This is a genomic window from Pseudomonas farsensis (assembly GCF_014268805.2).
GTDB classification, from domain to species: domain Bacteria; phylum Pseudomonadota; class Gammaproteobacteria; order Pseudomonadales; family Pseudomonadaceae; genus Aquipseudomonas; species Aquipseudomonas farsensis.
Window position 1 is genome coordinate 385,797 of the sequence record NZ_JABWRF020000001.1, and the last position, 21,029, is coordinate 406,825.

General features: G+C 62.8%; 18 protein-coding genes. 6 read left to right on the top strand and 12 right to left on the bottom strand.

The genetic code is table 11. The annotated features are described in order from the left end of the window. Window positions 1-7 precede the first annotated feature (7 nt). The 3 genes from HU719_RS01790 to HU719_RS01800 all read left to right on the top strand — a co-directional run bounded on the left by HU719_RS01790 (window position 8) and on the right by HU719_RS01800 (window position 2,174). Window positions 8-1,267 (top strand): CynX/NimT family MFS transporter, encoded by a 1,260-nt coding sequence (locus tag HU719_RS01790; protein WP_186536191.1) that lies wholly within the window; start codon window positions 8-10, stop codon window positions 1,265-1,267. Window positions 1,268-1,361: 94 nt separating this feature from the next. Further along, the gene (locus tag HU719_RS01795; RefSeq protein ID WP_186517323.1) at window positions 1,362-1,829 is read left to right on the top strand and encodes a nuclear transport factor 2 family protein; all 468 of its coding nucleotides are present in this window, start codon (window positions 1,362-1,364) and stop codon (window positions 1,827-1,829) included. 54 nt (window positions 1,830-1,883) lie between these two features. After that, window positions 1,884-2,174, top strand: coding sequence for a GIY-YIG nuclease family protein (locus HU719_RS01800; RefSeq protein ID WP_367616351.1), 291 nt, complete (start codon window positions 1,884-1,886; stop codon window positions 2,172-2,174). A gap of 1 nt (window position 2,175) precedes the next feature. On the opposite strand, the gene yejK is transcribed toward HU719_RS01800, so the two are convergent. Then, on the bottom strand, window positions 2,176-3,183 hold the full coding sequence (gene yejK, locus HU719_RS01805) for a nucleoid-associated protein YejK (protein ID WP_186517321.1): 1,008 nt from the start codon (window positions 3,181-3,183) through the stop codon (window positions 2,176-2,178). Between the two features lie 396 nt (window positions 3,184-3,579). On the opposite strand from yejK, the gene HU719_RS01810 reads away from it, so the two are divergent. Continuing rightward, window positions 3,580-3,861: an HU family DNA-binding protein gene (locus tag HU719_RS01810; RefSeq protein WP_060478742.1), complete on the top strand. Its 282-nt coding sequence runs from the start codon at window positions 3,580-3,582 to the stop codon at window positions 3,859-3,861. A gap of 478 nt (window positions 3,862-4,339) precedes the next feature. On the opposite strand, the gene rlmF is transcribed toward HU719_RS01810, so the two are convergent. The 5 genes from rlmF to HU719_RS01835 form a co-directional block, all read right to left on the bottom strand. Continuing rightward, complete coding sequence (gene rlmF / locus HU719_RS01815; protein WP_186537482.1) at window positions 4,340-5,284, bottom strand: 23S rRNA (adenine(1618)-N(6))-methyltransferase RlmF; 945 nt, start codon at window positions 5,282-5,284, stop codon at window positions 4,340-4,342. Between the two features lie 98 nt (window positions 5,285-5,382). Then, window positions 5,383-8,229 carry a valine--tRNA ligase gene (locus HU719_RS01820; protein WP_186537483.1) on the bottom strand — a complete coding sequence of 949 codons (2,847 nt, stop codon included), beginning with the start codon at window positions 8,227-8,229 and terminating at the stop codon, window positions 5,383-5,385. A 421-nt stretch (window positions 8,230-8,650) separates the two neighbouring features. Next, a complete protein-coding gene (locus HU719_RS01825; protein ID WP_186522845.1) occupies window positions 8,651-9,016 on the bottom strand; it encodes a DNA polymerase III subunit chi in 366 nt (121 codons plus the stop codon). 5 nt (window positions 9,017-9,021) lie between these two features. After that, window positions 9,022-9,450, bottom strand: coding sequence for a DNA polymerase III subunit chi (locus HU719_RS01830; protein WP_186536912.1), 429 nt, complete (start codon window positions 9,448-9,450; stop codon window positions 9,022-9,024). 48 nt (window positions 9,451-9,498) lie between these two features. After that, complete coding sequence (locus HU719_RS01835; RefSeq protein ID WP_186536911.1) at window positions 9,499-10,992, bottom strand: leucyl aminopeptidase; 1,494 nt, start codon at window positions 10,990-10,992, stop codon at window positions 9,499-9,501. 288 nt (window positions 10,993-11,280) lie between these two features. Here HU719_RS01835 and lptF point away from each other — a divergent pair, with 288 nt between their 5' ends. Together lptF and lptG are read left to right on the top strand one after the other, a co-directional pair. After that, a complete protein-coding gene (lptF, locus tag HU719_RS01840; RefSeq protein WP_186536910.1) occupies window positions 11,281-12,396 on the top strand; it encodes an LPS export ABC transporter permease LptF in 1,116 nt (371 codons plus the stop codon). Beyond that, window positions 12,389-13,450, top strand: coding sequence for an LPS export ABC transporter permease LptG (gene lptG / locus HU719_RS01845; RefSeq protein WP_186522849.1), 1,062 nt, complete (start codon window positions 12,389-12,391; stop codon window positions 13,448-13,450). The genes lptF and lptG overlap by 8 nt, the downstream gene beginning before the upstream one ends. 57 nt (window positions 13,451-13,507) lie before the next feature. Here lptG and HU719_RS01850 read toward each other — a convergent pair whose 3' ends face one another. From HU719_RS01850 to gltS, 6 genes are all read right to left on the bottom strand, one after another. Beyond that, window positions 13,508-13,996 carry an RDD family protein gene (locus tag HU719_RS01850; RefSeq protein ID WP_186522850.1) on the bottom strand — a complete coding sequence of 163 codons (489 nt, stop codon included), beginning with the start codon at window positions 13,994-13,996 and terminating at the stop codon, window positions 13,508-13,510. Window positions 13,997-14,091: 95 nt separating this feature from the next. Then, window positions 14,092-14,304 carry a cold-shock protein gene (locus HU719_RS01855; protein WP_186522851.1) on the bottom strand — a complete coding sequence of 71 codons (213 nt, stop codon included), beginning with the start codon at window positions 14,302-14,304 and terminating at the stop codon, window positions 14,092-14,094. 346 nt (window positions 14,305-14,650) lie between these two features. Next, the gene (gene gcvT / locus HU719_RS01860; RefSeq protein WP_186536909.1) at window positions 14,651-15,772 is read right to left on the bottom strand and encodes a glycine cleavage system aminomethyltransferase GcvT; all 1,122 of its coding nucleotides are present in this window, start codon (window positions 15,770-15,772) and stop codon (window positions 14,651-14,653) included. A gap of 200 nt (window positions 15,773-15,972) precedes the next feature. Continuing rightward, on the bottom strand, window positions 15,973-18,822 hold the full coding sequence (gene gcvP / locus HU719_RS01865; protein WP_186536908.1) for an aminomethyl-transferring glycine dehydrogenase: 2,850 nt from the start codon (window positions 18,820-18,822) through the stop codon (window positions 15,973-15,975). Between the two features lie 9 nt (window positions 18,823-18,831). Further along, window positions 18,832-19,215, bottom strand: coding sequence for a glycine cleavage system protein GcvH (gene gcvH / locus HU719_RS01870; RefSeq protein ID WP_186536907.1), 384 nt, complete (start codon window positions 19,213-19,215; stop codon window positions 18,832-18,834). Window positions 19,216-19,737: 522 nt separating this feature from the next. Then, on the bottom strand, window positions 19,738-20,943 hold the full coding sequence (gltS, locus tag HU719_RS01875) for a sodium/glutamate symporter (RefSeq protein WP_186536906.1): 1,206 nt from the start codon (window positions 20,941-20,943) through the stop codon (window positions 19,738-19,740). Between the last annotated feature and the right edge of the window lie 86 nt (window positions 20,944-21,029).

A 21,029-nucleotide genomic window follows, 5' to 3' on the forward strand; every position in this document is an offset into this window, starting at 1 on the left:
ACCCACCATGAGCGAACGTACAAGCCGCGAACTTGACGAACTGTTGATCGACGCCGAAGCCGACGACGAACAAGTGCAGCAGCAACCCGTAACGCTGCAGCGCCCCTGGCTGCTGTTGCTGGGCCTTGTGCTGGTGGCGCTGAACCTGCGCCCGGCACTGTCGAGCATGGCCCCGGTGCTTGGACAGGTCTCGGAAGGCCTGGGCCTCAGCGCCTCGGCCGCAGGCCTCTTGACCACCTTGCCCGTGCTTTGCCTGGGGCTGTTCGCGCCGCTGGCGCCGGTACTGGCGCGCCGGTTTGGCAGCGAGCGGGTGATCCTTGGCATCCTGCTGACCCTGGCTTTGGGCATCTTCCTGCGCAGTGCGCTGGGTATTGCCGGGCTTTTCCTCGGCAGCCTGGTGGCCGGTGCGAGTATCGGCATCATTGGCGTGCTGCTGCCGGGCATCGTCAAACGCGACTTCCCCCAGCATGCTGGCGCCCTGACCGGCGTCTACACCATGGCCCTGTGCCTCGGCGCGGCCATGGCGGCGGGCGCGACGGTGCCGCTGAGCCACCATTTTGAAGACAACTGGGCCCTGGGCCTCGGGTTCTGGATGGTGCCTGCGCTTTTGGCAATGCTGGTTTGGTTGCCCCAGGCACGCCAGGGCCACGGCCTGCACAAAGTGGCCTACCGGGTGCGCGGGCTGTGGCGCGACCCGCTGGCCTGGCAGGTGACCCTGTACATGGGCTTGCAGTCTTCCCTTGCCTACATCGTGTTCGGCTGGCTGCCGTCGATCCTCATTGGCCGCGGCTTGAGCGCAGTGGATGCGGGCCTGGTGCTGTCCGGCTCGGTGATCGTGCAGTTGATCAGCTCGCTCAGCGCCCCCTGGCTCGCCACCCGTGGCCGTGACCAGCGCCTGGCTATCGTGGTGGTGATGCTGGTGACCCTGGCCGGCCTGTTCGGCTGCCTGTATGCCCCGCTTGACGGGCTGTGGGGTTGGGCGGTGCTGCTGGGGCTGGGGCAGGGCGGTACCTTTGCGCTGGCGCTGACCTTGATCGTGTTGCGCTCCAAAGACGCCCATGTGGCCGCCAACCTTTCCAGCATGGCGCAAGGCGTGGGTTACACCCTGGCCTCCATGGGGCCGTTCGCGGTCGGCCTGGTGCATGACATCACCGGCGGCTGGCAGGCGGTGGGCTGGATCTTCGCCGTACTGGGCATTGGCGCCATCGGTTTCGGCCTTGGTGCCGGGCGGGCGCTGCATGTTCAGGTCAGCAGTGAGAAGGTCTGACAGTGGCATTGAGCCATTCAGCGTGTAAATGAAAGTGGCGTTGCCGCAGGCGGGGGATTATCGTGCGCTCTCAATCCAGTGGCAGGACCACCCCATGAGCGACGCCAACAGCGCCCTGATCACCCGTTTCTACCAAGCCTTCCAGCGCCTCGATGCCGAGGCCATGGTGGCCTGCTACAGCGCCGACATCGTGTTCAGCGACCCGGTGTTCGGCACCTTGCGGGGTGAAGACGCCAAGGACATGTGGCGCATGCTCATCACCCGCGCCAAGGACTTCACCCTGACCTTCGACAGCGTGCGCAGCGACGAGCGCGGCGGTGGTGCGCACTGGGTGGCGACCTATCTGTTCAGCCAGACCGGGCGCGTGGTGGTCAATGACATTCAGGCGCGGTTCGTCATTCGTGATGGCTTGATCTGCCAGCACGACGACACGTTCGACCTGTGGCGCTGGGCGCGACAGGCGTTGGGCCTGCCGGGTGTGTTGCTGGGCTGGACGCCGATGCTGCAGAACAAGGTCCGCGAGCAGGCCGCACGTGGCCTCAAGGCGTTTCAGCAGCGCTGAGGTGTTTCGGGGCTGACAAGGCTTGCCACGCTAATGAGGGAAAGGTCGGGTGTCGTGAAAGAAGACGTTCCAGAACAAGCCGGTAAACCCTGGTTCGTCTACCTGGTGCGCGCGGCCAATGGCTCGCTGTACTGCGGCATCAGTGATGACCCCCAGCGGCGGTTCATCAAGCACCAGAAAGGCCAGGGCGCGCGCTACTTCAAGACCAGCCCGGCGCAGGCGTTGGTGTACATCGAGCAATGGCCAGACAAGGGCGAGGCGTTGCGCCAGGAGCGGCTGGTGAAGAAGCTGCGCAAGAGCGCCAAGGAGGCGTTGGTCGCCTCCTATGCCGTGACGTCAGGCTGAGTCAGTCCTTGCGGCGCTTGAGCTGGTCGATCAGTTGCGTCGGCAGACCCTTGATCACCAGTGTGCCGGCTTCTTCGTCGTACTCCACCTTGGAGCCCAGCAAATGCGCCTCGAAGCTGATCGACAGGCCTTCGGCGCGGCCGGTGAAGCGGCGGAACTGGTTCAAGGTGCGTTTGTCGGCCGGAATCTCCGGCGACAGGCCATAGTCGCTGTTGCGGATGTGGTCGTAGAACGCCTCCGGGCGGTCCTCGTCGATCAGGCTGGACAGCTCTTGCAGGCCCATCGGCTCACCTAGCTTGGTCTGGCTGGTAGCGTAGTCGACCAGGGTCTGGGTCTTTTCGCGGGCGGCCTCTTCCGGCAGGTCCTCGCGCTCCACATAGTCGCTGAACGCCTTGAGCAGGGTGCGGGTCTCGCCGGGGCCGTCAACGCCTTCCTGGCAGCCGATGAAGTCGCGGAAGTAATCCGACACCTTCTTGCCATTCTTGCCCTTGATGAACGAAATGTACTGCTTGGAGTTCTGGTTGTTCTTCCACTCCGACAGGTTGACCCGAGCCGCCAGGTGCAACTGCCCCAGGTCCAGGTGGCGCGACGGCGTCACGTCCAGCTCGGCGTTCACCGCCACGCCTTCACTGTGGTGCAGCAGGGCGATGGCCAGGTATTCGGTCATGCCTTGCTGGTAGTGGGCGAACAGCACATGGCCGCCCGTCGACAGGTTGGATTCTTCCATGAGCTTTTGCAGGTGCTCGACGGCGGTGCGGCTGAACGCGGCGAAGGTGTTCTCGCCGTCCAGGTACTGCTTCAGCCAGCCGCTGAACGGGTAGGCACCCGACTCGCCATGGAAGAAACCCCAGGCTTTGCCTTGCTTGGCGTTGTAGCTGTCATTGAGGTCGGCCAGCATGTTTTCGATGGCGTCGGAGGTGGCCAGCTCGCTGTCGCGCGCATGCAGTACAGCGGGGCTGCCATCGGGCTTCTTGTCGATCAGGTGAACGATGCAATGTCGGATGGGCATGGAATTCTCGGTCTGTTGGGCGGTGTGGCACCGCGCTGCAAAAGGCGCCCAGTTTACCCCAGGGTGGGGGCGATGCAGTGGCCAGATATTGGCAGAAATGGCGGTTGTGCATTTTTTGTCCAAAATCGCCGGCTTTTTGCCTAAACCCCCGAAATACCTGCACAAAAACCAGGTCAAGGGCGGATATTTATCGATTCCTGTGGTAGCTTTGCGCCGTCTTGCGCCCCTTGGGTGGCGCATTGCTGGCAGCCAGGTTGGCGGGTGTCGAACCAAACGCCGATTTGCGTATCTACATACGCGATCGACGCGGCCTCTGGATTGTCCCGGGCTGGCCCGACCACCAACCGACCGAGCACGCTGCACAACCTCTGAATTTGATAGGGAAGGAACACCACCATGGCATTGACCAAAGACCAACTGATTGCCGACATCGCTGAAGCCATCGACGCGCCGAAAACCACCGCGCGTAACGCCCTGGAGCAACTGGGCCAGATCGTCGCCGACCAACTGGAAAACGGCGCCGAAATCACCCTGCCAGGCATCGGCAAGCTGAAAGTCTCCGAGCGTCCTGCCCGTACCGGCCGCAACCCTTCGACTGGCGCTGCCATCGAAATCGCTGCCAAGAAAGTCGTCAAGTTCGTACCGGCCAAAGGCCTGAGCGATGCCATCAACAAGTAATTGTTGATGCGTTGACCGAACCGCGCCCGGCTTGCCCTGGCGCGGTTTTTTTGTGCCTGCGTTTCATCAGGATCGGGCAGAGGTGATGGGCGCGGTGCCAGTTTTGTAAAAGCCTGCACTGGCCTCATCGCAGGCTGTCGCCAGCTCCCACAGAGACCGCTTCAACTGCAATGTGGGTGTCTGGCTCGATTCCTGTGGGAGATTCTATGGTTTTGTACAACCCTGTTCCCGGCAGACATACTCCTTGTGGCGAGCTCCTTTGTGGCGAGCGGGCTTGTCCCGCGTTGGGCTGCGCAGCAGCCCCTGGGGTTTTCAGGGCTGCTGCGCAGCCCAACGCGGGACAAGCCCGCTCGCCACGACTCTCTATCATTTCCCTCAGGATTGGGTCCAACCAGTAATGTTGCGGTTGAGCGCGGCCTGCGTGGGAGCTGGCGACAGCCTGCGATGAGGCCGGTACAGGCTTGCCTCGCAGTGGACCTCAGCCTCTTGCCTGCAGCCAGGCTATGCGCGCTTCGTCGTCGTGGAAGCTCCAGGCCACCAGGCGGCTCTGCTTCTGCCCCTGGCCCATCTCCAGGGTGCGCAGCGCCTTGGCGCCGACCTTCTTCAACGCCGCCTCGATGGCCGGCAGGTTGCTGGCCTTGGACACCAGGCTGCTGAACCACAGCACCTGCTGTGCATACTGCACGCTCTCATTGACCAGTTGCGTGACAAAGCGGATTTCACCACCTTCGCACCATAGCTCGTTGTTCTGCCCGCCAAAATTCAGCACCGGCAGTTTGCGCTTGGGGTCTTGCTTGCCAAGGTTCTTCCATTTGCGCTGGCTGCCACGGGTGGCTTCTTCGCGCGAGGCATGGAACGGCGGGTTGCACAGCGTCACCTCGAAGCGCTCGCCGTCCTGCAGCAAGCCGCTGAGGATGTGCCTGGGCTGCGCTTGCAGGCGCAGGCTGATGGCCTTGTCGAGTTTATTGGCCTGCACGATGGCATTGGCCGAGGCGAGCGCGACAGCGTCGATGTCCGTGCCAACGAAGCGCCAGCGGTAGTCGCTGTGGCCCAGCAACGGGTAGATGCAGTTGGCGCCAACGCCGATATCCAGTGCACGCACCTGCGCGCCACGCGGTACTTCGCCTGCGTTGTCCTCGCCCAGCAAGTCGGCAAGTACATGGATATAGTCCGCGCGCCCCGGGATCGGCGGGCACAGGTAGTCGGCCGGGATATCCCAGTGCGCAATACCGTACTGCGCCTTGAGCAGGGCGCGGTTGAACACCCGCACGGCTTCGGGGTTGGCGAAGTCGATGCTCGGGTTGCCATAGGGGTTGGTGATGGTGAAGCGGGCAAGGTCGGGGTGCGCCTTGATCAGCGCCGGGAAATCGTAGCGGCCCTGGTGGCGGTTGCGCGGGTGCAGGGTGGGTTTGTTCGGGGTCATTTGCCGGGTCCTGAAAGCATCGCGGGGCAAGCCCGCCCCCACAAGGCCAGTAGCGGGCCTGTGGGAGCGGGCTTGCCCCGCGAGCGCTTCACTGAATGTTACAGCGCTGCGATCCGCGCATGCTGCTCGGTAAAGTTGGCCAGCGCCTGCTCGGACTCGGCAAGCTTGGCGCGTTCCTTCTCGATTACCGCAGGCGGCGCCTTGTCGACGAAGGCGGCATTGGACAGCTTGCCACCGACACGCTGCACCTCGCCCTGCAAACGCTGGATCTCCTTGTTCAGGCGAGCCAGTTCTGCGTCCTTGTCGATCAGGCCGGCCATCGGCACCAGTACCTGCAAGTCACCCACCAGGGCTGTTGCCGACAGCGGCGCTTCATCCTGCTCGCCGAGCACGGTGAAGGTTTCGACCTTGGCCAGCTTTTTCAGCAGCGCTTCGTTTTCTTGCAGGCGGCGCTGGTCTTCGGCGTTGGCGTTCTTGAGGAACAGCGGCAGCGGCTTGCCCGGCCCGATGTTCATCTCGGCGCGGATGTTGCGCAGGCCGACCATCAGTTCCTTGAGCCACTCGATGTCGCCTTCTGCACCAGCGTCGATGCGGGCCTCGTTCGCCACCGGCCACGGTTGCAGCATGATGGTCTTGCCTTCGATACCGGCCAGCGGCGCGATGCGCTGCCAGATTTCTTCGGTAATGAACGGCATGAACGGGTGCGCCAGACGCAACGCCACTTCCAGCACGCGCACCAAGGTACGGCGGGTGCCACGGGCGCGTTCGACCGGGGCGTTCTCGTCCCACAGCACAGGCTTGGACAGCTCCAGGTACCAGTCGCAATACTGGTTCCAGATGAACTCGTAGAGCGCCTGGCTGGCCAGGTCGAAACGGAACTGTTCGAGCTGACGAGTGACTTCGGCTTCGGTGCGCTGCAACTGCGAAATGATCCAGCGGTCGGCCAGCGACAGCTCGTAGGCTTCGCCGTTCTGGCCGCAGTCCTCGCCCTTGTCCAGCACGTAGCGCGCGGCGTTCCAGATCTTGTTGCAGAAGTTGCGGTAGCCTTCGACGCGGCCCATGTCGAACTTGATGTCGCGGCCGGTGGAGGCCAGCGAGCAGAACGTGAAGCGCAGGGCGTCGGTGCCGTAGCTGGCGATGCCTTCAGGGAACTCGGCCTTGGTCTGCTTGGCGATTTTCTCGGCAAGTTTGGGCTGCATCAGGCCGCTGGTGCGTTTTTCCAGCAGGGCGTCGAAGGTGATGCCGTCGACGATGTCCAGCGGGTCAAGCACGTTGCCCTTGGACTTGGACATCTTCTGCCCCTGGCCATCACGCACCAGGCCGTGCACGTACACGGTCTTGAACGGCACCTGCGGGGTGCCGTCTTCGTTCTTGATCAGGTGCATGGTCAGCATGATCATCCGGGCAACCCAGAAGAAGATGATGTCGAAGCCCGTCACCAGAACGTCGGTGGAGTGGAATTTCTTCAGGAACTCGGTCTGCTCCGGCCAGCCCAGGGTGGAGAAGGTCCACAGGCCCGAACTGAACCAGGTGTCGAGTACGTCGTCGTCCTGGCGCAGCACCACGTCGGCGCCGAGCTTGTGCTTGGCACGCACTTCGGCTTCGTCGCGACCCACATACACCTGGCCGGCTTCGTCGTACCAGGCCGGGATGCGGTGGCCCCACCACAGCTGACGGCTGATGCACCAGTCCTGGATGTCACGCATCCACGAGAAGTACATGTTTTCGTACTGTTTCGGCACGAACTGGATACGGCCGTCTTCCACCGCTTCGATGGCAGGTTCTGCCAACGGCTTGGTCGATACGTACCACTGGTCGGTCAGCCACGGCTCGATTACGGTGCCGGAGCGGTCGCCCTTGGGCACTTTCAAGCCGTGGTCGTCGATGCTGACCAGCAGGCCCTGGGCGTCCAGATCGGCGACGATCTGCTTGCGCGCGGCAAAGCGGTCGAGGCCTGCGTACTGCGCAGGCAGCGAGGTATCCAGGCTGTCGTTGACGCTGCCGTCGAGGTTGAACGCCTGCACGGCGGCCAGCACTGCAGCATTTTTGTCGAAGATGTTCAGCAGCGGCAGGTTGTGCCGTTTGCCGACTTCATAGTCGTTGAAGTCGTGAGCCGGGGTGATCTTCACGCAGCCGGTGCCGAACTCGGGGTCGCAGTAGTCATCGGCGATGATCGGGATACGGCGGCCGACCAGCGGCAGTTCGACGAACTTGCCGATCAGGGCCTGGTAGCGCTCATCAGCCGGGTTGACCGCAACAGCGACGTCGCCAAGCAGGGTTTCCGGGCGGGTGGTGGCAACCACCAGGTGGTCCTTGCCTTCGGCGGTTTTCGCACCGTCCGCCAGCGGGTAGCGCAGGTTCCACAGGAAGCCTTTCTCGTCGTGGCTTTCCACTTCGAGGTCGGAGATTGCCGTGTGCAGCTTGGTGTCCCAGTTGACCAGGCGCTTGCCGCGGTAGATCAGGCCGTCTTCATGCAGGCGCACGAAGGCTTCCTTGACCGCGTCCGACAGGCCGTCGTCCATGGTGAAGCGTTCGCGGCTCCAGTCGACCGACGAGCCCAGGCGGCGGATCTGCCGGCTGATGTTGCCGCCGGACTGGTCCTTCCACTCCCAGATTTTCTCTAGGAACTTGTCGCGGCCCAGGTCGTGGCGGTTCTGGCCCTTGGCTTCGAGCTGGCGCTCTACCAGCATTTGCGTGGCGATACCGGCGTGGTCGGTGCCTGGCTGCCACAGGGTGTCGCGACCCTGCATGCGGCGGAAGCGAATCAGGGCGTCCATGATCGCGTTGTTGAACCCGTGGCCCATGTGCAGGCTGCCGGTCACGTTCGGTGGCGGGATCATGATGGTGTACGAATCGCCAGCACCTTGCGGGGCGAAGTAGTTCTCGGACTCCCAGGTGTTGTACCAGGAAGTTTCGATGGCGTGCGGCTGGTAGGTCTTGTCCATGCGCGGCGGGACCCTATGGCATTTGTTCGGGAAAGCCGGGAAGTATAACGAAGCTGCGAGCTTCAAGCGACAAGCTGCGAGAGGGAAGGGGTGTGGGGCAGGTTTTTGCAGTTATGGCCTCATCGCAGGCTGTCGCCAGCTCCCACAGAGCTCGCCCATCCCATATCGATGCCGTCTACGCGGTCAGTGTAGGAGCGGCCTTGTGTCGCGAAAGGGCTGCGGAGCAGCCCCAGCGATTTGGTGGGTGCACAGATCCTGGGGCTGCTTCGCAGCCCTTTCGCGACACAAGGCCGCTCCTACACAATCAAAAGCGACTTGCCCGAAGCCCTGTGGGAGCTGGCGACAGCCTGCGATGAGGCTTGTGCAGGGTTATAGACAACCGACGTGGGAGCGGGCTTGACCCGCGATGAGCAGGGGCGGCCTAGTCGGAGCGGTTGAGCAAGCGCTCCAGGCGGGCATCAAGCCGGCGCTTGATCTCGTTCTCGATATGCGGGGTAAAGTCCTTGATCACGTCTTGCATGATCGACTGCGCGGCAGCGCGCAGCTCGGCGTCCAGGTGCAGCAAGGTGTCCTGGCGGCGGGTCTGGGCATCTTCGCCGTCAGGCGCGGCAGGTGCTTCGGCTACCGGCGCGTTGCCGGCAGGTTCGTCGAGCAACAGCGGAATCTGCTCGACCGTCTCGGTCAGCAGGGGCGGTTGCAGGTCGGCGTCACCCAGCAGCTCACGGATCGATTCAAGATCGTCGAGCAGGTGGGCGGAATGGGTCAGGGAGTTCAGCTGCTTGTCCATCGTCGTCAAAGTCGCTGTAAGCGGTGGTCTTGCAGAGCATAGCCCTGTTCGCGGTAAAAACGGAACCGCTCGCGGGCGGCAAGGCGAATGGCCGGGTCCTCGACCACGATTTCGGCAACCCGCTCGAACGTGCCGACGAACCCCGGCACATCGCCGCCCAGGTTGATCAGCAGGTCGGTGTGGTCGCCGGCATCGTCGCCGATACCCAGCGCCACGCGGGCGTCGGCATGCTGTTCATGGTATTCGTGGGGCACGAAGGCTTCGCCCTTGAAGCGCCACAGGCGTTCGTCGAGCTCCAGGCGTTGCGCGTCATCCTGGCAGTGCAGGTACACACGGTGGCCGAGGCGCCAGGCTTTTTCGCACAGCTTGCAGGCGAAATCGAGCCGCGCCGACAGCGAGTCGGTGGGCAGGATATAAAAGTCGACTTTGCTCATATTCATATCGCCAGCCGGCGACGCCAACGCGCCACCGGCTGTGCGCCATCACGCGCCGGCGCGGTCCAGCAGGTATTGGGTGAGCAGCGGCACCGGGCGGCCCGAGGCGCCTTTGTCCTTGCCACCGCTGATCCAGGCGGTGCCGGCGATGTCCAGGTGCGCCCAGTGGTAGGCCTTGGCGAAGCGCGACAGGAAGCAGCCGGCAGTGATGGTGCCGGCCTTCGGCCCACCAATGTTGGCGATGTCGGCGAACGGGCTGTCCAGTTGCTCCTGGTACTCGTCGAACAGCGGCAGCTGCCAGGCACGATCGTCTGCGCGCTTGCCGGCATCGAGCAGTTGCCCGACCAGCTCGTCGTTGTTGCCCATCAGGCCCGAGGTGTGGCTGCCCAGAGCGACGATGCAGGCGCCGGTCAGGGTCGCCAGGTCGATGACGGCCTGCGGTTTGAAGCGCTCGGCGTAGGTCAGGGTATCGCACAGCACCAGGCGGCCTTCGGCGTCGGTGTTGAGAATTTCGACCGTTTGCCCGCTCATGGTGGTGACGATGTCGCCGGGACGGGTAGCGCCGCCGCTTGGCATGTTCTCGGCGCAGGCCAGCAGGCACACCAGGTTGATCGGCAGTTGCAGTTCGAGCACGGCCTTGAGGGTGCCGAACACGCTGGCCGCACCGCACATGTCGTACTTCATTTCGTCCATACCGGCACCAGGCTTGAGGCTGATGCCGCCGGTGTCGAAGGTGATGCCTTTGCCCACCAGCACGTAGGGCTTCTCGGTTTTCTTGCCGCCCTGGTAGTTGAGCACGATCAGCCGTGGTGGCTGGTCACTGCCTTGGCCGACGGCGTAGAACGCCCCCATGCCGAGGTCTTTGATCTTTTTCTCATCCAGCACTTCGACCTTCAGGCCCTTGTGCGCCTTGCCAAGGTCCTTGGCTTGTTCGGCCAGGAAGCTTGGGTGGCAGATATTCGGCGGCAGGTTGCCCAGGTCGCGGGTGTAGGCCATGCCGTTGGCAATGGCGGTGGCGTGCTTGACGGCGCGCTCGGTTTCGCTCTGGCCGGCTTTATCGGTCAGCAGGGTGATTTTCTTCAGGGCGCGAGGCTCGGCCTTCTTGCTTTTGAAGCGGTCGAAGACATAGGTGCCGTCGAGCAGGGTTTCGGCCAGCAGGCGGTATTTGCCGTAGTGGCCATCACGGGCGTTGATGGCGATATCGTCCAGTGCCAGCACCGCGTCGCCGCCGCCCAGGCCCTTGAGCACACCGGCAACGCTGCTCACCAGCTTGCGCCAGGCGCGGTCGCCCAGGGCTTCGTCGTTGCCGCTGCCCACCAGCAGCACGCGCTCGGCCTTGAGGCCCGGCAGGCTGTGCAGCAGCAGGGTCTGCCCGGCCTTGCCGGCCAGGTCGCCGCGCTTGAGCAGGGCACTGATGGCGCCTTCGCAGGCCTGGTCTACCGCCTTGGCGACATTGCCCAGCTTGCGCCCTTCGGCGACTGGAATGACCAGCGTGGCAGTTTTGACGGATACAGCGGCTACGCTTTTTACAACCAGTTCCATGTCAGGGTTCCCCGAATGATCTGTGGGTTGGCGCTGTCTTGTGCAGGCGCTCGAAATACCGGCCCGACCGCCTTGGCGGCCAGCGGAAAAGCTGCCAGTTTGAGCCTGCCGCGACCTCGCTGACAACCCCGATGTGTACTGTCATGCGCGGCCAAGTGACAGGCGCCTTCAATCACAGGATAATGCGCGCACTTTACATGGAGGTTCGCCTTGGCGAACCGGCATTGGTCCTGGCTTTTCGAATCGTTCGTATGGCTGTGTGCCCCTGACAACCCAGGAGTGTCTGGTTTGATCGTCTTTCGTTATCTGTCCCGCGAGGTCCTGCTGACCTTGAGTGCCGTCAGCGCTGTGCTGCTGGTGATCATCATGAGCGGGCGTTTCATCAAATACCTGGCCCAGGCCGCCCAAGGCGTGCTTGATCCGGGCGTGCTGTTCATGATCATGGGCTTCCGTCTGCCGGGCTTCCTGCAGCTGATCCTGCCCCTGGGCCTGTTCCTCGGCATCCTGCTCGCCTATGGCCGGCTTTATCTCGAAAGCGAGATGACCGTGCTGTCGGCCACCGGCATGAGCCAGCAACGCCTGCTGGCCATGACCATGGCTCCGGCTGCGCTGGTCGCCTTGCTGGTGGCCTGGCTGAGCCTGAGCCTGGCGCCCCAGGGCGTCTCTCAGGTGCAGCAGATCATCAACCAGCAGGACGCGCTCACCGAGTTCGACACCTTGGTGCCGGGGCGCTTTCAGACCCTGCGCGATGGTTCGCGGGTGACCTACACCGAGCAGTTGTCTGACGATCGGGTCAACCTGGCGGGGGTGTTCATCTCCGAGAAACGCTTCAACCAGGACAAGACCAAGGACCGTGCGCCTTCAGTATTGGTCGCCGAAAAGGGCTACCAGCAGGTGCAGGCCGACGGCAACCGCTACCTGGTATTGGAAAACGGCTACCGCTACGACGGTAACCCCGGCCAGGCCGACTATCGCGCCATCAAGTACGACACCTATGGCGTACTGCTGCCCAAGCCTGAGGTCAGCGAAGAGGTGACCGAGCGCGAAGCCATTCCGACCCTGCAACTGTTCGGTCAGGAAGGCGTGCGCGAGCGTGCCGAGCTGCAATGGCGCCTGTCGCTGCCCCTGCTGGTGTTCATCGTGACCCTGATGGCGGTGCCGTTGTCGCGGGTCAACCCGCGCCAGGGCCGCTTCCTCAAGCTGTTGCCTGCAATTCTTCTGTACATGGCGTATCTGACGATGCTGATTTCCGTTCGCGGCGCTCTGGAGAAGGGCAAGCTGCCCATCGCCCTGGGCATGTGGTGGGTCCACGGCCTGTTCCTGCTGATCGGCCTCGGCCTGATGTACTGGGAGCCGATGCGCCTCAAGCGTGCCGCACGCCGTGCGGAGGTGGCCCATGGCTAAGCTGGATCGCTACATCGGCCAAAGCGTATTGCTGGCTATTCTGGCGGTCCTGGGGATCATCCTCGGGCTGGCCTCGCTGTTCGCCTTCATCGACGAGATGGGCGACCTTAGCGCCACCTACAGCCTGCTCGACGCCGGCATCTATGTGCTGCTGACCGCACCGCGGCGGCTCTACGACATGTTGCCGATGGCCGCGCTGATCGGCTGCCTGATCGGCCTGGGCAGCCTGGCCAGCAGCAGCGAACTGACCATCATGCGCGCTGCCGGGGTGTCCATCGGCCGTATCGTCTGGGCGGTAATGAAGCCCATGCTGGTACTGATGCTGGTGGGCGTGCTGATTGGCGAATACGTCGCCCCCGTCACCGAGAACAAGGCCCAGGCCGACCGCTCGTTGGCCCAGGGTGGCGGCGAGGCGCAGAGCTCCAAGCGCGGCATGTGGCACCGCCAGGGCGAGGAATACGTGCATATCAACTCGGTGCAGCCAAGCGGCCTGCTGCTGGGTGTGACCCGCTACCGCTTCGATGACCAGCGCCAAATCGTCACTGCAAGCTTTGCGCGCAAGGCCCAGTACCGCGATACCCACTGGGTGCTGAGCGATGTGAGCACCACGCACTTCCGTGGCGACCACACCGAAGTGGTCAAGGCGCAAGAAGAACCGTGGGACGTTTCGGTCACCCCTGAGCTGCTCAACACTGTGGTGCTGGCGCCTGAGTCGCTGTCGATCACAGGCTTGTGGGATTACATCCACTACCTGGCCGATCAAGGCCTGAACAACGCCCGTTACTGGCTGGCATTCTGGACCAAGGTGCTGCAGCCTCTGGTAACCGCCGCCCTGGTGCTGATGGCGATTTCGTTCATCTTTGGCCCGCTGCGTTCGGTGACCTTGGGTCAGCGGGTGTTCACCGGCGTGCTGGTGGGCTTTGTATTCCGCATTGCTGGCGAGCTGCTTGGCCCGTCGAGCCAGGTATTCGGCTTCCCGCCGTTGCTGGCGGTGCTGATCCCCGCTGGGGTGTGCGCCCTGGCGGGCGCCTGGCTGTTGCGCCGGGCGGGTTAAGCTGGCAAGCCTGCTCCCACAACGGTGGGAGCAGGCTTGCAGCTAGATTCTGGCGACTCACTTCTTGCGCTTGGGCAGGCGTACCAGCTGAGTTTCGGAATAGATGTCATGCCAGCTGCGCTGGCGCTTGTCGAACAGCGACCAGATAAAGCCCAGCCCCAGGCACAGCCACGAAGCAATCGCCACCAAAAAACGCAGTAGTGCCTGCCACAGGCTGATGGCCGAGCCATCGGCGTTCTGCACGCGCATGCCCCACACCTGCATGCCCAGTGTCTGCCCGCCATGGGTCCAGAACTTGGCAAAAAAGCCGAACAGCACGAACAGCAGCAAGGTCGACAGCAGCGGGTCACCGTCCAGTGCCCCAGCTTCGGTCAGTTCGCGCATGCGCGCCTCGCCGATAATCGCCATCTGGATCATCTTGTAGGCGCCCGCGGTCACGATCAGCAGCGCCGTGCACAGCAGGAAGTCATAGAACATTGCGGCCAGGCGGCGACCCAGGCCAACCGGTGGAAAATCACCCTGGGGGTCGAGCAAAGGCTTTGGCATGCAGTACGGCTCCGTCTGGCAAAAGCGCCATTTTAAGGAATTGCGCGCATAAAAAAGCCCCTGCGGATCAATGCAGGGGCTTTTTTACCAAGAAATCAGCCTTCAGCCTGCACTTCGTCAGCCTGCATGCCTTTTTGCCCTTGGACGGCAACGAAGGTCACTTTCTGGCCTTCTTTCAGGCTTTTGAAGCCGTTGCCTTGAATGGCGCGAAAATGTACGAACAGGTCTGGGCCGCTTTCTGGAGTAATAAAGCCGAAACCTTTTTCGTCATTGAACCACTTGACGGTACCGCTCTGACGTTGAGCCATTTTCTACTTTCCTTTCGAACAATGAGAATGAGGACAGTGACTTGCACATTGCCATAGGCGTGTAAGTTCACTGGGCTGGTTGCAGGAAAGTAAGAGACGTCGAACGGGTTGTAGCAGACTGCGGCTACTGGCCCAGGTCACGAGCTGTTGCGACCCATGCAAACACAGTTCGCTGACTCTACGCCAACTCTCGAAGCGAAAACAAGCCCTCAGGCGCCGCTGCGATCGGGCTTTCTACAATGCCCGTAAATCCGGCTGGAAGCACCGTTTCGCGGGGGCTGTAGCGAGTGCGCAACGTTATCGGGCAGGTTCGAAAGCGCATAAGCGAACCCGCCCGTTGCCACACTCAGCCGCGATAGTAACGTTGCGCCACAAAAGGCATTTTGCTCACTTTAAGTGCAACTTGCTTGCCCCGTACCAGTGCAAATAGTGGCGTGTCCAACGCTGCATGTTCGTTATCGACATAACCCATTGCCAATGGCGCGCCCAGTGTTGGGCCGAACCCGCCGCTGCACACGTTGCCGACCGTATTACCTTGCGCATCGACAATATCGGCACCTTCGCGCACCGGCGTGCGTTCCTGCGGCAGCAGGCCAACGCGCTTGCGCGGTACGCCCTGTTGCTGCTGGGCGAATATACGTTCGGCACCCGGGAAGCCGCCGGCACGGGCGCCGTCAGCGCGGCGGACCTTGGAGATGGCCCACAGCAAGCTGGCTTCGATCGGCGTGGTTGTGCTGTTCATGTCGTGGCCATACAGGCACAGGCCAGCCTCAAGGCGCAGCGAATCACGGGCGCCCAAGCCTATCGGCTGCACTTCGGGCTCGGCCAGCAGGCGCCGGGCCAGGGCTTCTGCAGCGTCGGTGGGCACCGAGATTTCGTAGCCGTCTTCACCGGTGTAGCCCGAGCGGCTGACGTAGCAGTCATGGCCCAGCAGGTTGATGGCGCGCAATTGCATGAAGGTCATGCTGGCCACTTCCGGTGCCAGGCGCTGCAATACCGTAGCCGCCGCCGGGCCTTGCAGTGCCAGCAAGGCGCGTTGTTCGAACAGCGGTAGAATTTCGCAACGTTCGGCGAGGTGCTCGCGCAGGTGGGCCAGGTCCTGGTCCTTGCAAGCGGCGTTGACCACCAGGAACAGCGTGTCATTACCCAGGTTGGCGACCATCAGGTCGTCGAGGATGCCGCCTTGCGCGTTGGTGAACATGGCATAGCGTTGCATGCCCTGGGGCAGGTCGATGATGTCCACCGGCACCAGGGTTTCGAGGGCGCGGGCGGCATCGCTGCCGCGCAGGATGATCTGGCCCATATGGGAAACATCGAACAGGCCGGCCTGTTCGCGGGTGTGCAGGTGCTCCTTGAGCACACCCAGCGGGTACTGCACAGGCATGTCAAAGCCTGCGAACGGCACCATGCGAGCGCCGAGTTCCAGGTGCAGGGCGTGCAGCGGGGTCTTTTGCAGTGTTTCGGACATCGGGAACTCCTGGAGTTGTTGTTCGAGTCAACGTTCGATGAGGGTTTTGTGCAAGCCTGCTCTGGCCTCATCGCAGGCTGTCGCCAGCTCCCACAGGAATTCGGGCCAAGCCTCGATACTGTGGCCGGGCGCAGGTCTGTGTGGGAGCTGGCGACAGCCTGCGATGGGCCGCAAGGCGGCCCCGGGTTCAGCTGGCGCCATCAGGCGTCCTGATAGCTCTCGATGGGGGGGCAGGCGCAGACCAGGTTGCGGTCGCCGAACACGTTGTCGACCCGTCCAACCGGTGGCCAGTACTTGCCTTGCACCAGGCTTGCCAGCGGATACACCGCTTGCTGGCGGCTGTAGCCGTGAGCCCAGTCACCTGCCAGTTCCGCTGCGGTGTGCGGGGCGTTCTTCAGCGGGTTGTCGTCCTTGTCCAGGATGCCGTTCTCGACCGCGCGAATCTCTTCGCGGATGGCCACCATGGCGTCGCAGAAGCGGTCCAGCTCTTCCTTCGATTCGCTTTCGGTCGGCTCGATCATCAGCGTGCCTGCCACCGGGAACGACATGGTCGGGGCATGGAAGCCGAAGTCGATCAGGCGCTTGGCCACGTCATCGACGCTGATGCCGCTGCTGTCCTTGAGCGGGCGCAGGTCGAGGATGCATTCATGCGCGACCAGGCCATCACCGCCGCTGTACAGCACCGGGTAGTGCTCTTCAAGGCGGCGGGCGATGTAGTTGGCGTTGAGGATCGCCATCTGCGAGGCGCGCTTGAGCCCGGCGCCACCCATCATGCGGATGTACATCCAGGTGATTGGCAGAATGCTGGCGCTGCCGAACGGCGCCGCGCACACCGCGCCGCTGGTGTTTTCGAGTGCCGCGTGGCCTGGCAGGAACGGCGCCAGGTGCGCTTTCACGCCAATCGGGCCGACGCCCGGCCCACCGCCGCCGTGGGGGATGCAGAAGGTCTTGTGCAGGTTCAGGTGCGAGACGTCGCCGCCGAACTTGCCCGGTGCGCACAGGCCGACCATGGCGTTCATGTTGGCGCCGTCGATGTAAACCTGGCCGCCGTTGTCGTGAATGATCGCGCAGATTTCGCCGATGGCCTCCTCGAACACGCCGTGGGTGGACGGGTAGGTAATCATGATCGCGGCAAGCCGCTCGCGGTGCTCGACGGCCTTGGCGCGCAAATCTTCGACATCGACGTTGCCGCGCGCATCGCACGCCGTCACCACCACGCGCATACCAGCCATGTGCGCGGTGGCGGGGTTGGTGCCGTGGGCTGAGGACGGGATCAGGCAGATATCGCGGTGGCTGTCGCCGCGGCTGCGGTGGTAGGCGCGGATCGCCAGCAGGCCGGCGTACTCACCCTGGGAGCCGGCGTTGGGCTGCAGCGACACAGCGTCGTAGCCGGTGGCGGCGCAGAGCATGGCTTCCAGCTCGCGGGTCAGTTGCAGGTAACCCTGGCTTTGCGCCGCTGGTGCGAACGGGTGCAGGTTGCCGAACTCGGCCCAGGTCACCGGGATCATTTCACTGGCTGCGTTGAGCTTCATGGTGCACGAGCCCAGCGGGATCATCGTGCGGTCCAGCGCCAGGTCCTTGTCGGCCAGGCGGCGCAGGTAGCGCATCAGCTCGGTTTCGCTGTGGTAGCGGTTGAACACCGGGTGCTCGAGAATCGCCGATTCGCGCAGCAGTGCGTGTGGCAGGCGCAGCGCAGTGCTGGCGGCAAGGCTTGCGAAGTCAGGGGTGGCCTCGGCAAACAGTGCCCACAGCGCCTCGACGTCGGCCTGGCTGGTGGTTTCATCCAGCGAAAGGCCAAGGTGCGCGGCATCGATCTGGCGCAGGTTGATGCCTTGGTTGCGGGCTTTTTCGTGCAGCTTGGCAGTGTCGGCACCGGTGGCCAGGGTGAGGGTGTCGAAGAAGCTTTCGGTGACGACCTTGACGCCCATCTCACCCAGGCCTGCGGCAAGAATGGTGGTCAGCGCGTGGGTGCGCTCGGCAATGCGCTTGAGGCCTTCCGGCCCGTGGTACACGGCGTACATGCTGGCGATGTTGGCCAGCAGCACCTGGGCGGTGCAGATGTTGCTGGTGGCCTTCTCGCGGCGGATGTGTTGCTCGCGGGTCTGCATGGCCAGGCGTAGGGCGCTGTTGCCGAAACGGTCGATCGATACACCTACCAAACGGCCCGGCATGTCGCGCTTGTACGCATCGCGGGTGGCGAAGTAGGCCGCGTGCGGCCCGCCGAAGCCCAGCGGTACACCGAAGCGCTGGGCGCTGCCGATGGCGACGTCTGCGTCGAATTCACCTGGCGGGGCCAGCAGGGTCAGGGCCAGCAGGTCGGCGGCCACCGCCACCAGTGCGTTGGCGGCGTGCAGGCGTTGCACCAGCTCGCGGTAATCGAAGACATCACCGTTGCTGGCCGGGTATTGCAGCAGCGCGCCAAAGAAGGCGCTGACATCCCCCAGCTCACGCTCGTCGCCAACCACCACCTCGATACCCAGCGGCTCGGCGCGGGTGCGCAGCACATCAAGGGTTTGCGGGTGGCAGTGGGAGGAGGCGAAGAAGCTGTGGCTGGCTTTGTTTTTCGACAGGCGCTTGCAGAAGGTCATGGCCTCGGCGGCGGCGGTGGCTTCGTCGAGCAACGAGGCGTTGGCGATCGGCAGGCCGGTGAGGTCGCTGATCAGGGTCTGGAAGTTCAGCAACGCTTCCAGGCGGCCTTGGGAAATTTCTGGCTGATACGGGGTGTAGGCGGTGTACCAGGCTGGGTTTTCCAGCAGGTTGCGCAGGATCGGCGCCGGGGTGTGGGTGTTGTAGTAGCCCTGGCCAATGTAGCTCTTGAACAGCTGGTTCTTGCCGGCGATAGCCTTCAGCGCGGCGAGGGCATCGGCCTCGCTCTGGCCGTCCTGGCTGCCCAGTACGCTGGTGTTCTTGATGCTGTCGGGGATGACCGCTGCGGTCATGGCGTCGAGCGAGTCGAAACCGAGGGTGGCGAGCATGGCCTGCTCGTCAGCGGCGCGCGGGCCGATGTGACGGGCGATGAATTCGTTGGCGGTACCGAGATTGCGGGTCATGGTCATTCCTCAGGCGTCATCGTTGGCTTTGATCAGGCGGTCGTAGGCGTCCTGGTCGAGCAGGGCTGCCACTTCGTCGATATTTGCCGGGATGAAGCGCAAGAACCAGCCCTCGGCCAGCGGGTCTTCGTTGACCAGCTCCGGGCTGTCGTTGAGTGCTTCGTTGACCGCTACCACTTCACCGCTGAGGGGCATGTATATGCCACTGGCAGCTTTCACCGACTCGACGGTAGCAGCTTCGGCGCCTTTGTCGTAGTGCGCAAGCTCAGGCAGTTGCACGTACACCACATCGCCAAGGGCGTTCTGGGCGTAGGCGGTGATGCCGACCGTAACGCTGCCATCGCTTTCGACGCGCAGCCATTCGTGATCTTCAGTGAAACGCAACTCGCTCATGGGACATCCTCGGGAAGCAGGGTGTTGGGCGCGGTCGGGCCGCGCTCTTGGGTTGAGGTTTCCGTAGCAATAATGTGGCCATTATTTAAAAAGCCATATAAATCAATAACTTGATCGTGTGATGAGCAGGGTGGAATGAAAACCTCGGAATGAAATCGTTACAGGCGGCGCGCAGAGAAAAAAGGATGGAGTATCAAACCCTTGCAGACCCGCAGGAAAACGCACGTGTAGCGATTACGATACGGCGTATTTAATTCGTTACGGGTCAGTCGCGCTTTTTCCTCCAACCACCGAGCCCCGTCCAAGAACTGAAACTAAAAGTTTCTACAAAAGTCACTCAGGTGTTTTTCGTATAAAGATCAAATAAAGTACATGAATTAAGTTGCTTGAGAGTTTTTATGTGTTTGTAAGAATCGTACTGCGACTCCGAAGTTCAGCCGGGCCAGTGTCCATTGCGGATCGCTGCCCCGGCTGAATTGACGTCATCTTCAAACCGATAGAAATTCAGCCATCATCTTCCGCTTACAACGCCACAAAAAACGGCAGTGCCAGATACAGCTTGATCACGATCACATTAATGATGTCGATAAAGAACGCCCCGACCATCGGCACCACCAGAAACGCGATCTGCGAAGGCCCGTAGCGCTGCGTTACGGCCTGCATGTTGGCAATGGCGGTAGGCGTGGCACCGAGCCCGAAGCCGCAATGCCCGGCAGCCAGTACCGCAGCATCGTAGTTGCGGCCCATCACGCGGAAGGTGATAAAGATGGCGAACAGCGCCATCACCAGTGTTTGCGCGGCCAGCAATATGAAGAACGGCAGCGCCAGTGCCGCCAGGTCCCACAGCTTGAGCGACATCAGCGCAATCGCCAGAAACAGCGACAGACTGACGTTACCCAGCACCGAGACTTCCCGCTCGAACACGTGGTACATGCCCAGCGCCGACAGCCCATTGCGCAGCACCACGCCGACGAACAACACGCACACGAAGGTTGGCAGTTCGAATGCAGTACCCAGCAGCGCACCATTGAGCAGCGAGCCTGCCAGCAGGCTGACCGCAATCAGGGCCAAGGTTTCGACGAAGGAGAACGAGGTGATCAGGCGTTCGGTGTTCGGCTGTTCGAAGCCCTTGGGCAGAATTGCCGTTGACTCTCCGCTGCTGTGAAGCTTGGCGCGCTTGATCAACAGGCGTGCGACCGGGCCGCCAATCAACCCACCCAGCACCAGCCCGAAGGTTGCACAGGCCATGGCCAGTTCGGCGGCTGAGGCGAGCCCGTATTTGTCGCTGAACGTCGCGCTCCAGGCAGCCCCGGTGCCGTGGCCACCAGAGAGGGTGATCGAGCCTGCCAGCAGGCCCATCAATGGGTCGAGCCCAAGCGCTGTGGCCAAACCAATGCCCATGGCGTTCTGCACCAGCAGCAGGCCGGTTACCACCAGCAGAAACACCACAACTACCCGGCCGCCTTTTTTCAGGCTGCTGAAATCGGCGCTCAGGCCGATGGTGGCAAAGAATGCCAGCATCAGCGGGGTTTGCATGGACGTATCGAACTGAACCCGTATGTCGAAGCTGCGCAGTGCCAGCAGCACCAGGGCAACCAGCAGGCCGCCGGCAACCGGTTCGGGGATGTTGTAGGCGCGCAGAAAACCAACCCGCTGCACCAGGCCTCGGCCCAGCAGCAGTACCAATGAAGCGGCGACCAGTGTCCCGTAGAAATCGAGTTCAAACATCAGAGGGCTCTTTGTTGTTCTCGGAGGCGGGCCGGCCCTGAATGACAGGAACGGGCCTGTGCCTCGTCGGTGACAGTTGAATTAAA

Bases quoted from the DNA above. Each gene is read 5' to 3' on its own strand.
- HU719_RS01790 (WP_186536191.1), top strand. From the start codon at position 8: ATGAGCGAACGTACAAGCCGCGAACTTGACGAACTGTTGATCGACGCC.
- HU719_RS01795 (WP_186517323.1), top strand. From the start codon at position 1,362: ATGAGCGACGCCAACAGCGCCCTGATCACCCGTTTCTACCAAGCCTTC.
- yejK (WP_186517321.1), bottom strand. From the start codon at position 3,183: ATGCCCATCCGACATTGCATCGTTCACCTGATCGACAAGAAGCCCGAT.
- HU719_RS01810 (WP_060478742.1), top strand. From the start codon at position 3,580: ATGGCATTGACCAAAGACCAACTGATTGCCGACATCGCTGAAGCCATC.
- rlmF (WP_186537482.1), bottom strand. From the start codon at position 5,284: ATGACCCCGAACAAACCCACCCTGCACCCGCGCAACCGCCACCAGGGC.
- HU719_RS01820 (WP_186537483.1), bottom strand. From the start codon at position 8,229: ATGGACAAGACCTACCAGCCGCACGCCATCGAAACTTCCTGGTACAAC.
- HU719_RS01825 (WP_186522845.1), bottom strand. From the start codon at position 9,016: ATGGACAAGCAGCTGAACTCCCTGACCCATTCCGCCCACCTGCTCGAC.
- HU719_RS01830 (WP_186536912.1), bottom strand. From the start codon at position 9,450: ATGAGCAAAGTCGACTTTTATATCCTGCCCACCGACTCGCTGTCGGCG.
- HU719_RS01835 (WP_186536911.1), bottom strand. From the start codon at position 10,992: ATGGAACTGGTTGTAAAAAGCGTAGCCGCTGTATCCGTCAAAACTGCC.
- lptG (WP_186522849.1), top strand. From the start codon at position 12,389: ATGGCTAAGCTGGATCGCTACATCGGCCAAAGCGTATTGCTGGCTATT.
- HU719_RS01850 (WP_186522850.1), bottom strand. From the start codon at position 13,996: ATGCCAAAGCCTTTGCTCGACCCCCAGGGTGATTTTCCACCGGTTGGC.
- HU719_RS01855 (WP_186522851.1), bottom strand. From the start codon at position 14,304: ATGGCTCAACGTCAGAGCGGTACCGTCAAGTGGTTCAATGACGAAAAA.
- gcvT (WP_186536909.1), bottom strand. From the start codon at position 15,772: ATGTCCGAAACACTGCAAAAGACCCCGCTGCACGCCCTGCACCTGGAA.
- gcvP (WP_186536908.1), bottom strand. From the start codon at position 18,822: ATGACCCGCAATCTCGGTACCGCCAACGAATTCATCGCCCGTCACATC.
- gcvH (WP_186536907.1), bottom strand. From the start codon at position 19,215: ATGAGCGAGTTGCGTTTCACTGAAGATCACGAATGGCTGCGCGTCGAA.
- gltS (WP_186536906.1), bottom strand. From the start codon at position 20,943: ATGTTTGAACTCGATTTCTACGGGACACTGGTCGCCGCTTCATTGGTA.